Below are 16,730 nucleotides of genomic sequence, written 5' to 3'. Positions count from 1 at the left end.
CGCTACCATTTCAGGCCCAGGCCGGTGGTAAAGTTACGCTCGTTGAGCGTATCGCGCGTGCCGCTGACCAGGTTATGGCCGTAGCTGACGTTCAGCGAAGACCAGCTGGTCAGCTGGTAACGCAGGCCGACTTCCGCATCCAGCGTAAAGATGTTGCCATCCAGCGAATGCCCCGCGTCGCCGTGGCTGAACAGCGCAATCTTTCTGCCCTCAAGAAAGCGCTGATAGTCCCAGCGCAGCGACGCGCCTAAATGACTGTCATAACTGCCGTCGCTATAGCCATAGGTAAACGCGCCGCCCAGCAGGGCCAGCGAGAAAGAACCCAGCTCGTCATCCCAGAACTGATAGCCAGGACCGGTGCCCAGCAGCGCCTGTTCGGAAAGATCCTCCACCCAGTCGCGCTTGTAGCTGGCCCTGCCCTGCCAGAACAGCCGATCCTGAAACTTATAGTCCAGCGCATAGCGAAGGCTGTAGTTTTCGGTGTTCATGCTGTCGTCTTCTTTTTCGCGCGTATAGGTGCCGCCGAAATCGTTACGCCATTTGCCCACGTTGACCTTGTTGTTGTAAGCGAAATGCGAGTCCTGAGTATGGGTAGATGCTTTTTTCAGGCTGACGCCCACATCGATATTGCCGGTCCAGGTCAGCGCGTCGGTTTTGGGTTTAGGCTTCATAAATTCGTCGAACTTCGCAACCTGAACGCGTTGCTCGTCATCGCCGCGCCGCACCACAATATAGCCCCGATCGGCGGCTTCCAGCTGCGCTTTAAACACCGTATCGCCGCTGCGCAGATCTATCGCCTTTTCACTGGAAAGCGTGCTGACCGCCCCCCAGTCCAGCGAAAGCGTACCGCCGTAGCTGCTGTCCATCACCAGTTTGCCGTCGCTTAACGAGCGGATGGTACCGCTGAGGCGATCGCCATTTTTCATCCAGACCGTATCGGCGCGGGCAGCCCCCGTCGCCAGCACGGGCAGTAATAGCAGGCCGGTAAGCCGCGGGCGAAATAAAGAATAAGACATAGGCGTGAACAGAATCCTCTGAAACGGTGGACGAGTGTCTTTATATCCTGGTTGATAACGCGGGCGCTAAGCACGGGAATATATCTGATAAATAAGGCGATTAACGTTATATGCTGCGTTAGTAGGCGTTATCAGACACTATTTCGGTCATCTTACTGTCATCAAGCCTGCGTACATCTTCAGACAGGTGTCTCTTTTTCGCTGACGGCTGAGAGGATTTATGAGCGACAATAGCGCAGTACCGCACTATCCGGCGGCCAGCAGTCGCCCCGTTTTCCAAAAGAACAGTCGGCTCTCCGTGCTGCTGTTTATTCTGCTGCTGGTGCTGGGCATCGCCTTCGCCGGCGTGAACCTCTTTCGTGACGTCAGCGACGCGGGCGGCGCCAGCACCAGCTACGTTCCCTATCTGCTGCTCGGCATGGCGCTGCTGATTGCGCTGGGCTTTGAGTTCGTCAACGGCTTTCACGATACGGCCAACGCCGTGGCGACGGTGATCTATACCCACTCGCTGACGCCAACCGTGGCGGTGATTTGGTCGGGATTTTTTAACTTCCTGGGCGTGCTGCTTTCCAGCGGCGTGGTCGCCTTCGGCATTATTTCGCTGCTGCCCGTGGAGCTGATTTTACAGGCGAGCAGCGGCGGCGGCTTCGCGATGGTTTATGCGCTGCTGTTTTCCGCTATTCTCTGGAACCTGGGCACCTGGTGGTTTGGCCTGCCCGCCTCCTCTTCCCATACGCTTATCGGCTCTATTATCGGCGTCGGCGTGGCGAACGCGCTGATCCACGGCCGTACCGGCACCAGCGGCGTGGACTGGGATCAGGCGCTGAAAGTGGGCTATGCGCTGCTGCTGTCGCCGGTAGTGGGCTTTGTCTGCGCGGGCCTGCTGCTGCTGGTGATGAAGCGCGTGGTGAAAAATCGTCGCCTGTATAGCGCGCCGCAGGGCAACCGCAAGCCGCCGGTGTGGATACGCGGGCTGCTGATTTTAACCTGTACCGGCGTCTCTTTCGCGCACGGTTCCAACGACGGTCAGAAAGGCATGGGGCTGATAATGCTGATCCTGGTCGGCACCATGCCGATGGCCTACGCGCTGAACCGTTCTATCCCTGCTGAACAAAGCCCGCGCGTGGCGGCGCTGGCTACCGTGACGCAACAGGAGCTGCTGCGCCAGTCGTCCGGCGTGCCGATGCCCGCTTCGCCCTACGACGTGCTGACGGCCTACGTGCGCACCACCACGCTGACGCCGCAGGTTCTTCCCGCGCTGGCGCAGCTAACCGGCGCTATTGGCGATCAGATCCGACAATACGGCACCGTGGATAAGATCCCGGCGCAGGCCGTTTCTAATACCCGCAATACTATGTATCTGGCTTCGGAAACCATCAAGCATCTGAAGAGCGAACCGCAGTTCAGGCTGCCCGCGCAGACGCAGCGGGATCTGGATGCGCTGAAGGCAGAGCTGGATAACGCCACGCGCTTTATTCCCTGGTGGGTGAAGGTGGTGGTCGCTATCGCGCTGGGTCTGGGGACGATGGTGGGCTGGCGCAGGATCGTGGTAACGGTGGGTGAAAAAATCGGCAAAACGCACCTGAGTTACGCCCAGGGCGCCAGCGCGGAGCTGGTGGCAATGGCGACTATCGGCGCCGCAGATGGTTTTGGCCTGCCGGTTTCCACCACGCACGTGCTCTCTTCCGGCGTGGCGGGCACCATGGCCGCTAACCGTTCCGGGCTACAGCTTGCCACGCTGCGCAACCTGGCCATGGCCTGGATATTAACGCTGCCGGTGTCGATCCTGCTTTCCGCCTCGCTTTACTGGCTTTTTACCCGCTTTTAACCGCCGCTTCAGGCTGCATCACCTTGATGCAGCCTTAGTTTTCTACCGCTGCGCCCGCCCGCAGGCGTAGCCGCATTATTACCACCAGCGCAAACGCCACCACCACAGCCGCTGCCAGATAAACGGTATCAATACCCCAGCGCCCTATCAGCAGTCCCGCCACCGGCCCGGTGATGCCCAGGCCAAAATCCAGAAAGGCAGAATAGAGGCCGAGCGCCGATCCCTGGTTTTGCGGCGCCACCTGCCTGATAGCCTCCACGCCCAGCGCCGGAAAGATCAGCGAAAAGCCGGAGCCGGTCAGAAACGCGCCGATATCCACCACCAGCGACGAGTGCGCCTGCCAGATAATCAGCAGGCCAACGCACTCGATAGCGAAAGAGCAGGCGGAAACGCGCAGGCCGCCAAACCGGCTGATAAAGTTGCTGAACACCAGACGCATCGCCACAAAACCCGCGCTGAACAGCGTCAGCGAAAAGGCCGCGCCGCGCCAGCCGTGGCTGGCAAAATAGAGCGTGATAAAGGTGGCGATAACGCCGAAGCCGATGGTGCCCAACCCCAGACAGAGTCCGTACGGCCAGATACGGGAAAACACCTGGTTAAACGGAATGCGCTGGCCTGTAGTGACCACCACCGCCGCACGGCGAGACGCCAGCCAGAAACCAAAAACCGCCATCAGCACAATCAATCCGGCAAAACCAGGGATGCCGAAGGCGGCGTTAAGCATCACGCCCAGCGGCGCGCCCATCGCCATCGCCAGATAGGTCGCCACGCCGTTCCAGGAGATTACCCGCGCGCTTTGCGTGGTGCCGACAATATTAATGCCCCAGAGAATGGAGCCGGTGGCGGTCAGGCTTTCGCCCAGCCCTAACATAACGCGCCCGATAGCCAATAAAATCAGGCTGGTTAGCGGCGTGCTAAACATCACCGCCAGGATGCTGAACAAACCGCTGGCGCCGCACAGCACCAGGCCCATCAGCACCACTTTTTTCGGGCCGAGCAGATCGGCATAGCGCCCGGCCTGTGGACGGCTGATCAGGGTAGCGAAGTATTGCAGGCTGATAATTAAGCCAGCGATAAAGGTGCTGTAGCCCAACTGGTTATGCACGTAGCCCGGCAGAACCGCCAGCGGCAGACCGATAGAGAGGTAGCAAAAGAAGGTGAAAATCACCACGGAAATAATGCGCTTGTTGAGCTGAGCGCTGGATAAGGCTGGGATCGCAGACATGTCAGAGCCGGAAAATAAGTGTGATAAGCCTCACATCATACCCTTAGCACAAGGTGAGATCCTGCGGCCAAATGTTACAAATTTGTAATAGGAACGGCGAGTTATCTCACCGTTAACGCATAGCGATCCACCGCCAGCGCGATCTCGCCTGAGGTTTTCAGCGCGCGCACCTGGCTAAACAGATCGCTGGCTTCCTGATAGGCTTTGCGTAGATAGCCCAGCCACTGTTTGATCCTGGCAACATGATAAAGCCCGGTATCACCCTGTTTTTCCAGCTGCACGTAGCGCTGTAGCAGCGTCACCACCTGCGGCCAGGGCAAAGGCGGTTCGTTATATTTGATCACCCGGCTCAGATTGGGCACGTTAAGCGCGCCGCGCCCGATCATCACGGCGTCGCAGCCCGTTACCCGCAGACAATCCTGCGCGCTTTGCCAGTCCCAGATTTCACCGTTGGCGATAACCGGGATACTCAGACGCTGGCGGATCTCGCCAATCGCCTGCCAGTTAATCCGCTCCGGCTTGTAACCATCTTCTTTGGTTCGCCCGTGCACCACCAGTTCGCTGGCGCCGGCCTGCTCTACCGCATCCGCGATTTCAAACTGTCGCGCGCCTGACTCCCATCCCAGCCGCACCTTCACCGTCACCGGCAAATGCGCAGGAACGGCTGCGCGCATCGCTTTCGCGCCGCGATAAATCAGCTCGGGATCTTTCAGCAGGGTGGCGCCGCCGCCGCTGCCGTTAACGGTTTTGGAAGGACAGCCGCAGTTCAGATCGACGCCCCAGGAGCCCAGCTCCACCGCGCGCGCCGCGTTTTCCGCCAGCCATTCAGGATACTGACCCAGCAGCTGAATACGCACCAGCGTGCCGGAAGGCGTACGGCTGGCGTGAAGCAGCTCCGGACAGAGCCGGTAAAAGGATTTGGCAGGCAAAAGCTGATCGACCACCCGCAGAAACTCGGTGATACAGAGATCGTAATCGTTGACGTCGGTGAGCAGTTCGCGCACCAGTGAATCAAGCACGCCCTCCATCGGGGCAAGTAAAACGCGCATGTCACAAACCGTTGCTGATAAAGGAAAGAGGAGGCTGGCTTAACCGCCAGCGAAAACAAGGGGATCGGGCGATCCCCTTTATTTACCGTTACGCCGGATTAGAACGACGCTGACGGGTTTTGTTGGTGCGCGGTGCGCCAGCGCTTTCGCCCTGACGACGTGGGCCGCTGCCCTGACGCTCCGACTGGCTACGCTCGCCGCTGGCTGCCTGGCCACGGCCACCGCCGTTACCGCTACGACCGCGTTCGCCGCCGCGATTGCCCTGCGGCGCGCCGCGACCACGGCCTGCACCGCCGCCACCGCCGCCACGCTGCTGACGACCGTTCTGAATCGGCTCCGCTTTGATGCTCGGATCCGGCTCGTAGCCTTCGATAGCGATACGCGGGATCTCACGCTTCAGCACGCGCTCGATATCGCGCAGCAGCTTGTGCTCGTCCACGCAGACCAGCGACAGCGCTTCGCCGGTGGCGGCAGCACGACCCGTACGGCCGATACGGTGCACATAATCTTCCGGCACGTTCGGCAGCTCGTAGTTAACTACGTGCGGCAGTTCGGAAATATCGATACCGCGCGCGGCGATGTCGGTCGCCACCAGTACGCGAATGTTGCCGTCTTTAAAGTCGCTCAGCGCACGGGTACGCGCGCCCTGGCTCTTGTTGCCGTGGATGGCGGCGGCGGTGATGCCATCTTTATTCAGCTGTTCAGCCAGATGGTTAGCGCCGTGCTTGGTGCGGGTAAACACCAGCACCTGCTGCCAGTTGTCGCGACCAATCAGGAAAGAAAGCAGTTCCCGCTTGCGCTTTTTGTCCACAAAGTGCACGTGCTGGGTAATCTGCTCGGAAGCGGTGTTGCGGCGAGCCACTTCCACCTGCTCCGGGTTATGCAGCAGTTTTTCCGCCAGGGTTTTGATCTCGTCGGAGAAGGTAGCGGAAAACAGCAGGTTTTGACGCTTAGCCGGCAGCTTGGACAGCACGCGACGGATATCGTGGATAAAGCCCATATCCAGCATACGGTCCGCTTCGTCCAGCACCAGGATTTCAACCTGTGACAGATCCAGCGCGTTCTGATGCTCCAGATCCAGCAGACGGCCCGGTGTTGCCACCAGCACGTCAACGCCGCCGCGCAGCTTCATCATCTGCGGGTTGATGCTGACGCCGCCAAAGACGACCAGCGAGCGCAGATCCAGATATTTACTGTAATCGCGCACGTTTTCGCCAACCTGCGCGGCCAGCTCGCGGGTTGGGGTTAAGATCAGCGCGCGAACGGGGCGGCGACCTTTTGGATGCGGGCTTGAGCTGCTCAGCAGCTGCAGCAGCGGCAGCGTAAAACCAGCGGTTTTACCGGTACCGGTCTGGGCGCTGGCCATCAGGTCGCGCCCGCCCAGTACGACAGGGATCGCCTGACGCTGAATAGGGGTTGGCTCGTTATAGCCCTGTTCGTTAACTGCACGCAAAATATCGGCATTAAGGCCGAGAGAATCAAATGACATAAAGTTGACTGACTCCGGTTCCGCCCTGACCGCGACAAGCGGTGTAGTTTCCAGGGGGAGAATATGACGCCAGGCTCAGCCTGACGCTTGAAAGGGGGCACAAACCACGGTGCGTAAGGGCCGGATTATAACAGATGTTCCACGCCCGGCGCGAAATATTCTTTCACGGTCAAAAAAGCGGCGGGTTTATCACGGAAACAGGGGCCGGGAAGCTGCAGGATGGCGGGAAGCTGCAGGATGGCGGGCCGTCGCGGCCCGCCCGGCGTTAACGGCGAACGCGCACCGGCTCTTTAGCCAGCAGCGAAACCACGGCGGGCCCGGTCAGCATGACCACGCCAACGCAGCCCAGCAGCAGGTTGTTATGCACTACGCGGGACAGCAGATACAGCACCAGCATCGCGGCGCCAAAATAGTAAGTGGTGGTGACGTCTTCCAGGAAGTCGCCCAGGCGACGTAAACGCGGCAGGCGCTGGGCCGGCAGCATGACGATAAAGACGCTGGCGTACATCGCCAGTAACACCGAGCTGACCTGGAACAGCGCATGATGCTGCCAGCCCCAGACAAGGGCGGCAATCAGCAGCAGGTGCAGCGTGATATGGACACAGGTTTGTCCGGTAACAATCTGAACACGATTGGACCATTTCATTATTTTATCTCCCGACAGACCTGACTGAGGTCTGCCCAAGCCTGGCTGTCACAGTAAGTGACAACGCATTTCATCAGACTACCGTAGTTCTTAATTAATGCCGTAAATTTCTGCACTTAGCGGCACACTTTTGTGACAAGGACTACACTTTACTCTTCCTGATCCGAAGAGGAGAGCGCGCACAGTATGTCACAAAAACCGCAAGGATTTTCATTAAAAGTCCTGACGATCAATACGCACATGGGTTTCAGCGCGACCAATAAGCGTTTTATTTTGCCGGAATTAAGGGATGCGGTCAGAGATACCTCGGCCGATATTGTCTTTTTGCAGGAGGTCATGGGCTCTCACGATCTGCACTCTATTAAGGTGCAGAACTGGCCCGACACGCCCCATTACGAATTTCTTGCCGAGATGATGTGGCAAGATTTCGCCTATGGGCGCAACGCCGTCTATCCTGAAGGCCATCATGGCAACGCGCTGCTGTCCCGCTTTCCCATTTTGTCCTATGAAAACCGGGATATCTCCGTAGAGGGCACGGAAAAGCGGGGCCTCCTGTACTGTAAAATAACGCTCCCCGACAGCGACAAGATTTTGCATACCGTCTGCGTGCATCTGGGCCTGCGGGACGCGCATCGCGCCGCTCAGCTAACCATGCTCTGCGAGCTGCTTAATAGTCTGCCGCCGGATGAACCCGTGGTGGTGGCGGGCGACTTCAACGACTGGCAGCAAAAAGCCAATAAAATATTACAACGAGGAGCGGGGATGGAAGAGGTATTCAGCCAGAAAAACGGCCGCCCGGCACGTACCTTCCCTGCCCGCTTTCCTCTGTTACGACTGGATCGAATTTACGTTCGTAATGCCGCCGTCAGTCATCCGCACAAAATACCGCTGCGACCCTGGTCGCACCTGTCCGATCACGCGCCTCTGGCTGTGGAGATACACTTATGAAAACGGAATGGCGTGACGGTAATCGCCTGCGCCTGTTGGCCAATGGCGAACAATATTTTCCCCGCGTCTTCGAGGCGATCCGCCGCGCAAAAGAGAGCGTGCTGCTGGAAACTTTTATTCTTTTTGAGGATGAAGTCGGGAAAGCCCTGCAGGAAGTTATTCTGGATGCCGCCACGCGCGGCGTAAAGGTTGAAATGCTGCTGGACGGCTATGGCTCTAACGACCTTTCGCCGGAATTTATCCGCAGTCTCACCTCCGCTGGCGTGCGCTTTATCTTTTACGATCCGCGCCCGCTGGTGCTTGGCATGAGAACCAACGTTTTCCGCCGCATGCACCGTAAAACCGTGGTTTGCGACGGTGAAATCGCTTTTGTCGGCGGCATTAACTATTCCGCCGAGCATAATTCCAGCTACGGCGAGGAAGCGAAGCAGGACTACACCGTCGAGGTCAAAGGCCCGGTGGTGGAAGATATTGCCCGCTACGTCAAGGAGGCGATCAACAGCGAACAGCCTGTCAGGCGCTGGTGGAACGGACGGTCGCACCGCGCCGTGCGCAACCGTGCGCCGGGCGATGCGCAGGTGCTGTTTGTCTGGCGAGATAACGACGAGCACCGCGACGATATCGAGCAACACTATATCGATATGCTGCGCGAGGCCAAAGAAGAGGTGATTATCGCCAACGCCTATTTCTTCCCCGGCTATCGTCTGCTGCGCGAAATGCGCTCGGCGGCCCAGCGCGGCGTATCGGTGAAATTGATCGTGCAGGGCAAGCCCGATATGCCGATCGTCAAGGTCGGCGCAGAGCTGCTGTATAACTATCTGGTCGGCGGCGGCGTGGAGGTATACGAATATATCCGGCGTCCGCTCCATGCCAAAATTGCCATCCAGGATAAATTCTGGTCAACGGTTGGCTCCAGCAATCTCGATCCGCTTAGCCTGTCGCTGAATCTGGAGGCGAATCTGATCATTCACGATCGCGCATTCAACCAGACCCTGCGCACCGAACTGGCGCGTTTGCTGGCCGAAGATTGCGTACGGGTGGATGAAGATAAGCTCCCTCCTCAAAACTGGTGGCAGCTGGGGAAAAGCATTGTGGTCTTCCACTTCCTGCGGCATTTCCCGGCGATTGCCGGCTGGCTGCCCGCGCATACGCCTAAGCTGGCGCAGATCGCGCCGCCGGTGCAGCCTGAAATGGAAACCCAGGATCGCGTCGAATCTGACAGTGAAAAAGAGAGGGCTAAATCCTGATGTCTCAGTCACATACTCGCTGGAAATGGATAAAAAAAGGGCTGACCGGCCTGTTTTTTATCGCGGTAATCGTGCTGCTGGTGATTTACGCCCGCAAGGTTAACTGGCATGACGTGCTTAACGTTATTACCAACTATAACCGCACGGCTATTCTCGCCTCCGTAGCTCTGGTGGTGGTCAGCTATCTGACCTATGGCCTCTACGATTTAATCGGCCAGGCCTACTGCGGCCACAAGCTGCAAAAGCGGCAGGTGATGCTGGTGTCGTTTATCTGCTACGCCTTTAACCTGACGCTCAGTACCTGGGTAGGCGGCGTGGCGATGCGCTACCGGCTCTATTCGCGGCTCGGCCTGAGCGGCAGCACCATTACGCGTATTTTTTCGCTCAGTATCGCCACCAACTGGCTGGGCTACGTGCTGGTGGCCGGTATCGTTTTCAGCAGCGGCGCGGTGCCGATCCCCAAAGGCTGGTTTATTGGCGAAGGCACGCTGCGCGCGATCGGCGTGGGGCTGCTGGCCTTTGTGGTGTTTTATCTTGCGCTCTGCGCCTTCTCCAAACGTCGCCGCTGGACGGTAAAAGGCCACAAGCTGGCTTTGCCCTCTTTCCGCATGGCGATGCTGCAGTTTGCGGTGTCCAGCGCTAACTGGCTGGTGATGGGGATGATTATCTGGCTGCTGTTTGCGCAGCAGGTTGATTATCCTCAGGTGCTGGGCGTGCTGCTGATCAGCAGTATTGCGGGCGTGATTATTCATATCCCTGCCGGGATTGGCGTGCTGGAAGCGGTATTCCTGGCGCTGTTGAGCGGCGAGCATCTGTCGCACGGCGCCATTATCGCCGGGCTATTGGCCTATCGCGTCATCTACTTTATCGCGCCGCTGCTGTTGGCGCTGGTGCTTTATCTGTGGCTGGAGAGCCGGGCGAAAAGCCTGAGGCATAAAAACCAGCAGGATATGCAAAAGCAGGCGTAAAAAAAGGGGCGGTAAACGCCCCTTGTTCATTAACGGCGGTTGCCGAAAATCCGCAGCAGCATCAGGAACAGGTTAATAAAGTCCAGATACAGTGTCAGCGCGCCCATAATCGAGTGGCGGCGCAGATTCTCTTTATCCCGCACATCAATATTCTCACCGATATTTTTCAGCTTCTGCGTGTCATACGCGGTCAGCCCGACGAACACCAGCACGCCGATATAGGTAACGGCCCACATCAGCGCGGTGCTTTTCAGCCAGAAGTTAACCAGCGACGCCAGCAGAATACCGATCAGCGCCATAAACAGGATACTGCCCATCCGGCTCAGATCGCGCTTAGTGGTATAGCCCCAGAAGCTCATTACGCCGAACATCCCGCCGGTGACCACAAAAGTGCTGGCGATAGACGAATAGGTATATAGCAAAAAGATGCTGGCCAGCGTCAGCCCGGTCAGCGCCGAATAGAGCATAAACAGACCGGTCGCGACCGCGCCGCTCAGCTTGTGCACCATGCCGGACAGCACAAAGACCACGGCCAGCTGGGCGATAATCAGCCCGTAAAAGGTAATTTTATTGGCAAAAACCAGCTGCATGACCGCAGGGGTGTTGGCGGCAAACCAGGACACGAAAGCGGTCAGCAGCAGACCGCAGGTCATCCAGCCGTAGACCTGCGCCATGTAGGTTTGCAGGCCCGTGGTGGCGCCGGAAACAATAGAACCGTTGGAACGAGGATATCTTTCCATGATGCTCTCCTTTAAGGTGAATTTACTGCTAAGTCTGGCACAGTCCGGCCGGGTTGGGCCAGCAGCGCCTGTAGCTTTTTCGTGACAAAAATTCCCCTTGCACCACAAACCTGGCCTGACGCCCCGCGACTGTATAAAGGTCAACCATTTTTTGCCGATAGAGTGAACACAGGGAGAACGCTTACCGGGAAGTCTGAGAACAATTTAATTCACTCCAGGGGTTCCTGATGAACAAGCCACACCAGAAGCGAAAAATGAGCACGCGCACCATGATGCTCCTGACCGGCGCATTAACTATCACGCTCGGTTTTACCATCACTATTGGTCTGCTCAGCTGGCAGTCCAGCCAGCAGCAGCGCAAAATCGCCGAGCAGTATCTGGGACAAATTGCCCAAAGCAACGCGCTCAGCGTGCAGCAAAGCCTTGATTACGCCCGCACGGTAGCCAGAGATATGGGCCAGAGCATTCTCGCCCTGCCCGCCGCTGGCGTGCCCGACCGCAAAGTCGCGGAAGAGTTAATGAAGGCAGCCATGAAGCAGAATCCGGACTATCTGTCGCTGTCGATCACCTTTGAAGCCAATGCCTTTGACGGCAAAGATGCGGAATTCGCCGCCCAGCCCGGTACGCCGCCGCAGGGACGTTTCGCGCGCTTTGTCGATCGCGACAGCGCGGGCAATTTCGCCATGCATAATCTGGAATCCATCTTCACGCCCGGCCAGGGCGACTACTATCTGATCCCGCAAAAGCTGCAAAAGGATGTATTGATTGAACCTTACAGCTACGCCTATAACGGCGTGCCGACGCTGCTGACCTCGGTGGCGGCGGTGATTATGGATAACGGCCAGCTGAAAGCGGTCGCCACGTCCGATATCTCGCTCGCCTCGCTGCAAAAAAGCGTGGGCGCGGTGAAGCCCTGGAGCGGCACCGGCTATGCGCTGCTGCTTTCCAACAAAGGCCTGGTGGTGTCCAGCCCTGACAAAGCGGAAGCGGGCAAGGCGTATAAAGGCGAAACCAACGGCTTTACCCAGGATGTGGTGCAGCATTTTGACCGCGTGCTGGGCGAGGATGTGCTGGAAACCTGGCGCCCTGTGACCATCGGCAACAGCCAGCAGCCCTGGTATCTGGGCGTGGTGGCGCCGGTCAGTGCGGTAATGGCTGAGGCCAACCGTCAGCTGATCCATGCGCTGATTATGATGGTGCTGAGCATTGTGATTGTCTGCGCCGTGCTGGGTGTGCTGTTCAGCCGAAAAATCTCCCGGCCGGTGGGCGGCGAACCCTCTCAGGCCGCAGAAATCGCGCTTGGCGTGGCGGAAGGCAACCTCAGCGCGGATATTCCGGTTGGTGCGCAGGACAGGCAAAGCATTTTCTTCGCCATGCAGACCATGCAGCAGCAGCTGCGCACGATGGTTGGCGAGATCATTTCCGCCAGCGATTCCGTCCGCCAGGGCGCAGAAGAGATCGCTTCCGGCAACCTCGATCTGGCATCACGTACCGAACAGCAGGCCGCCGCGCTGGAAGAGACCGCCGCCAGCATGGAACAGCTTACCGCCACGGTGAAGCACAATGCCGATAACGCGCACAGCGCCACCGAGCTGACCGATAACGCCACCGCTATCGCACAGCGAGGCGAGCAGCTGGTGCAGCAGGTGGTGGAAATCATGCAGCAGATTGACGAAAGCTCGCAGAAAATCGGTGCGATCACCAGCATCATTAACGGCATTGCTTTCCAGACCAATATTCTGGCGCTTAACGCCGCGGTGGAAGCCGCTCGGGCTGGCGAACAGGGCCGTGGTTTCGCCGTGGTGGCGTCGGAAGTACGCAGTCTGGCGCAGCGCAGCGCCAACGCGGTAAAAGACATCTCGGCGCTGATTGGCGAATCAACGCAGCGCGTGAATACCGGGGTTTCGCTGGTGCAGGACGCGGGCAGAACCATGCAGGAGATGAATACCGCCGTGAATTCCGTGAAGACGATTATCGGCGAGATCGTGCACGCTTCCGACGAGCAGTCGCAGGGCATTGGCCAGGTGACGGTGGCCGTCAACCAGATGGACGGCGCGACGCAGCAGAACTCCGCGCTGGTTCAGCAAATGTCCGCCGCCGCCGCTTCGCTGGAAGATCAGGCGAAACAGCTGGCGCAAACGGTACAAATTTTCAGGCTGGAATCGGCATAACGGAAGATGGCAGCCTCTTAGTGAGGCTGCCTTAATCGCTCAGGATAACGTCAGGCAAAAGCATCCGGGCCTTTGCGCGCCAGCGTATTCAGTACCCTTAACGCCGCGCCGTTAGGTTTCTTTTCGCCCCGCTCCCATTTGGAAATGGTTACCACCGACATATTGACGTATTCGGCCAGCATCGCCTGGCTGAGATCGAAACGCTCGCGCAGCTGCCGTATCGCCTGGCCGGGCATATCCTGCACCGCCGGAAGACGCTGGCGTAGCTCCTGCAATCGAACACGGGCATCAATGTAGTGCACGGTTTCAGCAGAAACGCCGCCGACTTCATGAAAGTCGTGGGCGATTTCCTGTAAGTCCTTTAAATGGTCAACCATCAAATTTAACCTCTCGCATTTTTCCTGCGGTCAGTGCTTCCTGCCTCTGACAGCGCTTATGCTACCGTACTAAGGACAGTAGCAAAGCGCAATATTTCACCAGATCGACTTAGTTTGCCCGTCCCAGACAGCTTTGATAACGTCCGTCCACGCGCTGCGCGAACCATGCGGTAGTCAGACTGCGGGTGATTTTCGGGCTTTCCAGCTTAATACCGGGCAGCATCTCGCGCGGCTGACGCCTGCCGGCATTTTTATCCGCCCGGGCAAACACCTGCTGCCATAAGTCGGTTTTTTCAAACGCCAGCGTTTCGCCTTTCTCCAGCGCGCTGCGGATGGCGCCGTCGCTTAACCCTAAGTGCAACGCCCGTACCGCCAGCTCGGTGGAGCCGGCCGCATCCGAACCGTACTGGATCAAATCGCCGTCCAGCGCCAGTTTAATGCCGCTAAGCCGCGCCACGGCAGCCTGAAACGCCGCGTTGCGGCTGGCATACCAGCCCGCGTTAAAATCCGCGAAGCGGTAAAGCGTTTTGCTGTAGTTAGCCGGATAGCCAAGCAGATGGCGGGTGCCGAACCAGACGCCGCCGCGACGGCTGAACACTTCCCGACGAATAGTGCCATCGATTGGGTAAGGGTAGCCATCGGCATGGGCCTCGGCAAAGGCAATGCTGACCTGCATCGGGCCGCCGGTGTGGATAGGGTTGAGGTTGCCAAACAGCGTCTGCCCCATCGGCACCATATTGATAAAATCATCAAAAATGGCGCTCAGCTCTTTTTCGCTGCGCACCTTGTCCAGCCTGTCGGTATAGCTCTCGCCGTTCGGCGATTTGATCCGCAGCGCGGTACGCACCACGAAGGAGGGAATATGCAGCTTGCCCGCGCGGCGGTCGATCTCGCCCCAGGCGATTTTCGGCAGGCCCGGCACGCTGGCGTTAGCATTAAAGGTGGTTTCCTGATCGGCGACGGCAATAACGGCGCAGACGTTGCTGACGGAAGGATCGAGCTTCTGGCTGGTGAACGCGGCGAAGATGTCGTCGGTCCAGCCCTGACGATCGCTGACTTTGGACGGCAGCAGCCGGGTGATCTGCGCTTTTACATCGGCCGGGCGCCGCTCGGGCAGCTTCTTTTCAGGCTGAGTGCTACAGCCTGCCAGCACCAGCAAGGCCAGCAGCGACAGACGTTTAACGGCGGAGTAAACCATGACTTTCCCTGTGTAAAAAAAATTTACCTCAAGGTTACACAGCGAAACATGATTAATCCATCAGAGCGGGCTAAAACAGCCCCGGAACGGCCCGCCCTTGCCGACCGGCGGCAAAGAACCGCTATGCCCAGCGCGAGGCGGCTTCTTTATCGCTGTCGCGGGCATCAACCCAGCGCTCGCCTTCCGGCGTGGCTTCTCTTTTCCAGAACGGCGCGCGGGTTTTCAGATAATCCATAATAAATTCCGCCGCCGCAAAAGCCGCGCCTCGATGTGCGCCGCTGACGCCAACCAGCACGATTTCATCGCCGGGAAACAGCTCGCCGATACGATGGATCACCGTCACGCGCTGCATCGGCCAGCGTTCGCGCGCTTCGGCCACAATCTCCGCCAGCGCCTTTTCGGTCATCCCCGGATAATGCTCCAGCGTCAGCGCAGAAACGTTATCGCCCAGGTTGTGATTGCGCACTTTGCCGGTAAAGGTCACCACCGCGCCATCTTCATCACAGGCGGCCAGCCAGCGGTACTCTTCGGCCATCTCAAACGGCGCCTGCCCTACTCTGATCCGGGTTTCCATTTTAGCCTCCGGTTACCGGTGGGAAAAACGCGACCTCGTCGCCCGCTTTCAGCGGATGCTGGGCGGAAACCAAAGTCTGATTGACCGCCGCCAGCAGCTTGTCTGACGAGAGCGCCAGCGACCAGCGATCGCCTCGCTGCGCCAGTGCCGCACGCAGCGCTTCCACGGTGGCGTAGTCTTCGGTAACGCTGATGCTGTCGGTGCCGACCAGCTCGCGCACCTGCGCAAAAAAAAGGACGTTAATCATGCTTATCCGCCTTAAAATCGCCGGATTTGCCGCCGCTTTTGCTCAGCAGTCGGCACTGTTCAATGCTGATATCTTTCTGCACCGCTTTGCACATGTCGTAAATGGTCAGCGCGGCCACCGAGGCCGCCGTCAGCGCCTCCATCTCTACGCCGGTTTTGCCGGTCAGACGGCACAGCGATTCGATACGCACGCGGCTGTTGGCGGTATCGGCGCTCAGCGTCACTTCGACCTTGCTTAGCAGCAGCGGATGGCACAGCGGGATCAGCTCCCAGGTACGCTTGGCGGCCTGAATACCCGCAATGCGCGCCGTGGCGAAGACATCGCCCTTGTGATGGCTGCCGTCCAGGATCATCTGGAGCGTATCGGGATGCATCACCACAAAGGCTTCCGCACGCGCTTCACGTACGGTGTCGTTTTTGGCGGAGACATCCACCATGTGCGCCTCGCCGGAGGCGTTAATATGGGTCAGTTGGGACATAGTTCAGGGCTTCTTCAGGTGCGAGACAAAATTACAGGGACGAGTGCGGGCGTCGAGCTGATCGCGGATAATGCTTTCCCAGGCGCTTTGACAGGCGCGCGTGGAGCCGGGAACGGCAAAAATCACCGTCTGGTTGGCCATGCCCGCGACGGCGCGCGACTGAATGGTCGCGCTGCCGACATCTTCCCAGGAAACCATGCGGAACAGCTCGCCAAAGCCGTCGATTTCACGATCGAACAGCGGCAGCAGCGCTTCCGGCGTGCTGTTTTTGCTGTTAAAGCCCGTCCCGCCGTTCACGATCACCACCTGGACATCCGCGCTGGCGATCCAGCTGGAGACCACGGCGCGAATGCGGTAGCGGTTGTCTTTCACCAGCGCGTGATCCAGCACCTGATGCCCGGCTTCCGCCAGCGCTTCACGCAGATAGTCGCCCGAGGTATCTTCCGCCGCGTCGCGGCTGTCGGAGACGGTCAACACCGCCACGTTAAGCGGGATAAATTCCGCCGTCGATTTTGCCATTGTAGACTCC

17 protein-coding genes are annotated in these 16,730 nt (G+C 58.5%); 5 read left to right on the top strand and 12 right to left on the bottom strand.

The window, feature by feature from the left end; genetic code table 11:
- Positions 1–2: 2 nt before the first annotated feature.
- Positions 3–1,016, bottom strand: a complete 1,014-nt coding sequence (locus AB3U87_RS13280; protein ID WP_301251281.1) for a DUF481 domain-containing protein — start codon at positions 1,014–1,016, stop codon at positions 3–5.
- A 220-nt stretch (positions 1,017–1,236) separates the two neighbouring features.
- On the opposite strand from AB3U87_RS13280, the gene AB3U87_RS13275 reads away from it, so the two are divergent.
- Complete coding sequence (locus AB3U87_RS13275; protein WP_253454818.1) at positions 1,237–2,844, top strand: inorganic phosphate transporter; 1,608 nt, start codon at positions 1,237–1,239, stop codon at positions 2,842–2,844.
- A 34-nt stretch (positions 2,845–2,878) separates the two neighbouring features.
- On the opposite strand, the gene AB3U87_RS13270 is transcribed toward AB3U87_RS13275, so the two are convergent.
- From AB3U87_RS13270 to AB3U87_RS13255, 4 genes are all read right to left on the bottom strand, one after another.
- Positions 2,879–4,069: an MFS transporter gene (locus tag AB3U87_RS13270; protein ID WP_394149333.1), complete on the bottom strand. Its 1,191-nt coding sequence runs from the start codon at positions 4,067–4,069 to the stop codon at positions 2,879–2,881.
- A gap of 101 nt (positions 4,070–4,170) precedes the next feature.
- The gene (gene dusC, locus AB3U87_RS13265; protein ID WP_301729813.1) at positions 4,171–5,118 is read right to left on the bottom strand and encodes a tRNA dihydrouridine(16) synthase DusC; all 948 of its coding nucleotides are present in this window, start codon (positions 5,116–5,118) and stop codon (positions 4,171–4,173) included.
- Positions 5,119–5,206: 88 nt separating this feature from the next.
- A complete protein-coding gene (gene rhlE, locus AB3U87_RS13260; protein WP_301729814.1) occupies positions 5,207–6,607 on the bottom strand; it encodes an ATP-dependent RNA helicase RhlE in 1,401 nt (466 codons plus the stop codon).
- A gap of 265 nt (positions 6,608–6,872) precedes the next feature.
- A complete protein-coding gene (locus tag AB3U87_RS13255) occupies positions 6,873–7,253 on the bottom strand; it encodes a YbhQ family protein (protein ID WP_253454822.1) in 381 nt (126 codons plus the stop codon).
- 186 nt (positions 7,254–7,439) lie between these two features.
- On the opposite strand from AB3U87_RS13255, the gene AB3U87_RS13250 reads away from it, so the two are divergent.
- The 3 genes from AB3U87_RS13250 to AB3U87_RS13240 are packed head-to-tail and all read left to right on the top strand — an operon-like array spanning position 7,440 to position 10,416.
- On the top strand, positions 7,440–8,201 hold the full coding sequence (locus AB3U87_RS13250) for an endonuclease/exonuclease/phosphatase family protein (protein ID WP_253454823.1): 762 nt from the start codon (positions 7,440–7,442) through the stop codon (positions 8,199–8,201).
- Complete coding sequence (gene clsB / locus AB3U87_RS13245) at positions 8,198–9,448, top strand: cardiolipin synthase ClsB (RefSeq protein ID WP_301729815.1); 1,251 nt, start codon at positions 8,198–8,200, stop codon at positions 9,446–9,448. The genes AB3U87_RS13250 and clsB overlap by 4 nt, the downstream gene beginning before the upstream one ends.
- Entirely contained in the window at positions 9,448–10,416 is a 969-nt protein-coding gene (locus AB3U87_RS13240; RefSeq protein ID WP_301729816.1) for a lysylphosphatidylglycerol synthase domain-containing protein, read from the top strand. Before clsB ends, AB3U87_RS13240 begins: the two co-directional genes overlap by 1 nt.
- Positions 10,417–10,445: 29 nt before the next feature.
- On the opposite strand, the gene AB3U87_RS13235 is transcribed toward AB3U87_RS13240, so the two are convergent.
- Complete coding sequence (locus AB3U87_RS13235) at positions 10,446–11,156, bottom strand: Bax inhibitor-1/YccA family protein (protein WP_125288836.1); 711 nt, start codon at positions 11,154–11,156, stop codon at positions 10,446–10,448.
- Between the two features lie 227 nt (positions 11,157–11,383).
- On the opposite strand from AB3U87_RS13235, the gene AB3U87_RS13230 reads away from it, so the two are divergent.
- Positions 11,384–13,327, top strand: coding sequence for a methyl-accepting chemotaxis protein (locus AB3U87_RS13230; protein WP_301729817.1), 1,944 nt, complete (start codon positions 11,384–11,386; stop codon positions 13,325–13,327).
- A 50-nt stretch (positions 13,328–13,377) separates the two neighbouring features.
- On the opposite strand, the gene AB3U87_RS13225 is transcribed toward AB3U87_RS13230, so the two are convergent.
- The 6 genes from AB3U87_RS13225 to moaB form a co-directional block, all read right to left on the bottom strand.
- A complete protein-coding gene (locus AB3U87_RS13225; protein WP_301251287.1) occupies positions 13,378–13,704 on the bottom strand; it encodes a helix-turn-helix domain-containing protein in 327 nt (108 codons plus the stop codon).
- 109 nt (positions 13,705–13,813) lie between these two features.
- Positions 13,814–14,902: a DUF1615 domain-containing protein gene (locus tag AB3U87_RS13220; protein WP_253454829.1), complete on the bottom strand. Its 1,089-nt coding sequence runs from the start codon at positions 14,900–14,902 to the stop codon at positions 13,814–13,816.
- A 121-nt stretch (positions 14,903–15,023) separates the two neighbouring features.
- Complete coding sequence (moaE, locus tag AB3U87_RS13215) at positions 15,024–15,476, bottom strand: molybdopterin synthase catalytic subunit MoaE (protein WP_125288839.1); 453 nt, start codon at positions 15,474–15,476, stop codon at positions 15,024–15,026.
- A gap of 1 nt (position 15,477) precedes the next feature.
- Positions 15,478–15,723: a molybdopterin synthase sulfur carrier subunit gene (moaD, locus tag AB3U87_RS13210; RefSeq protein ID WP_253454830.1), complete on the bottom strand. Its 246-nt coding sequence runs from the start codon at positions 15,721–15,723 to the stop codon at positions 15,478–15,480.
- Positions 15,716–16,201 carry a cyclic pyranopterin monophosphate synthase MoaC gene (gene moaC, locus AB3U87_RS13205; RefSeq protein WP_253454831.1) on the bottom strand — a complete coding sequence of 162 codons (486 nt, stop codon included), beginning with the start codon at positions 16,199–16,201 and terminating at the stop codon, positions 15,716–15,718. The genes moaD and moaC overlap by 8 nt, the downstream gene beginning before the upstream one ends.
- Positions 16,202–16,204: 3 nt before the next feature.
- Complete coding sequence (gene moaB, locus AB3U87_RS13200) at positions 16,205–16,720, bottom strand: molybdenum cofactor biosynthesis protein B (protein WP_253454832.1); 516 nt, start codon at positions 16,718–16,720, stop codon at positions 16,205–16,207.
- Between the last annotated feature and the right edge of the window lie 10 nt (positions 16,721–16,730).

Origin of the sequence: Erwinia plantamica, assembly GCF_043420595.1 — a bacterium.
In the GTDB taxonomy this organism is placed as follows: Bacteria; Pseudomonadota; Gammaproteobacteria; order Enterobacterales; family Enterobacteriaceae; genus Erwinia; species Erwinia aeris.
The sequence above is the reverse complement of the archived record's forward strand: the minus strand, read 5'-3'. Positions and strand labels throughout refer to the sequence as shown.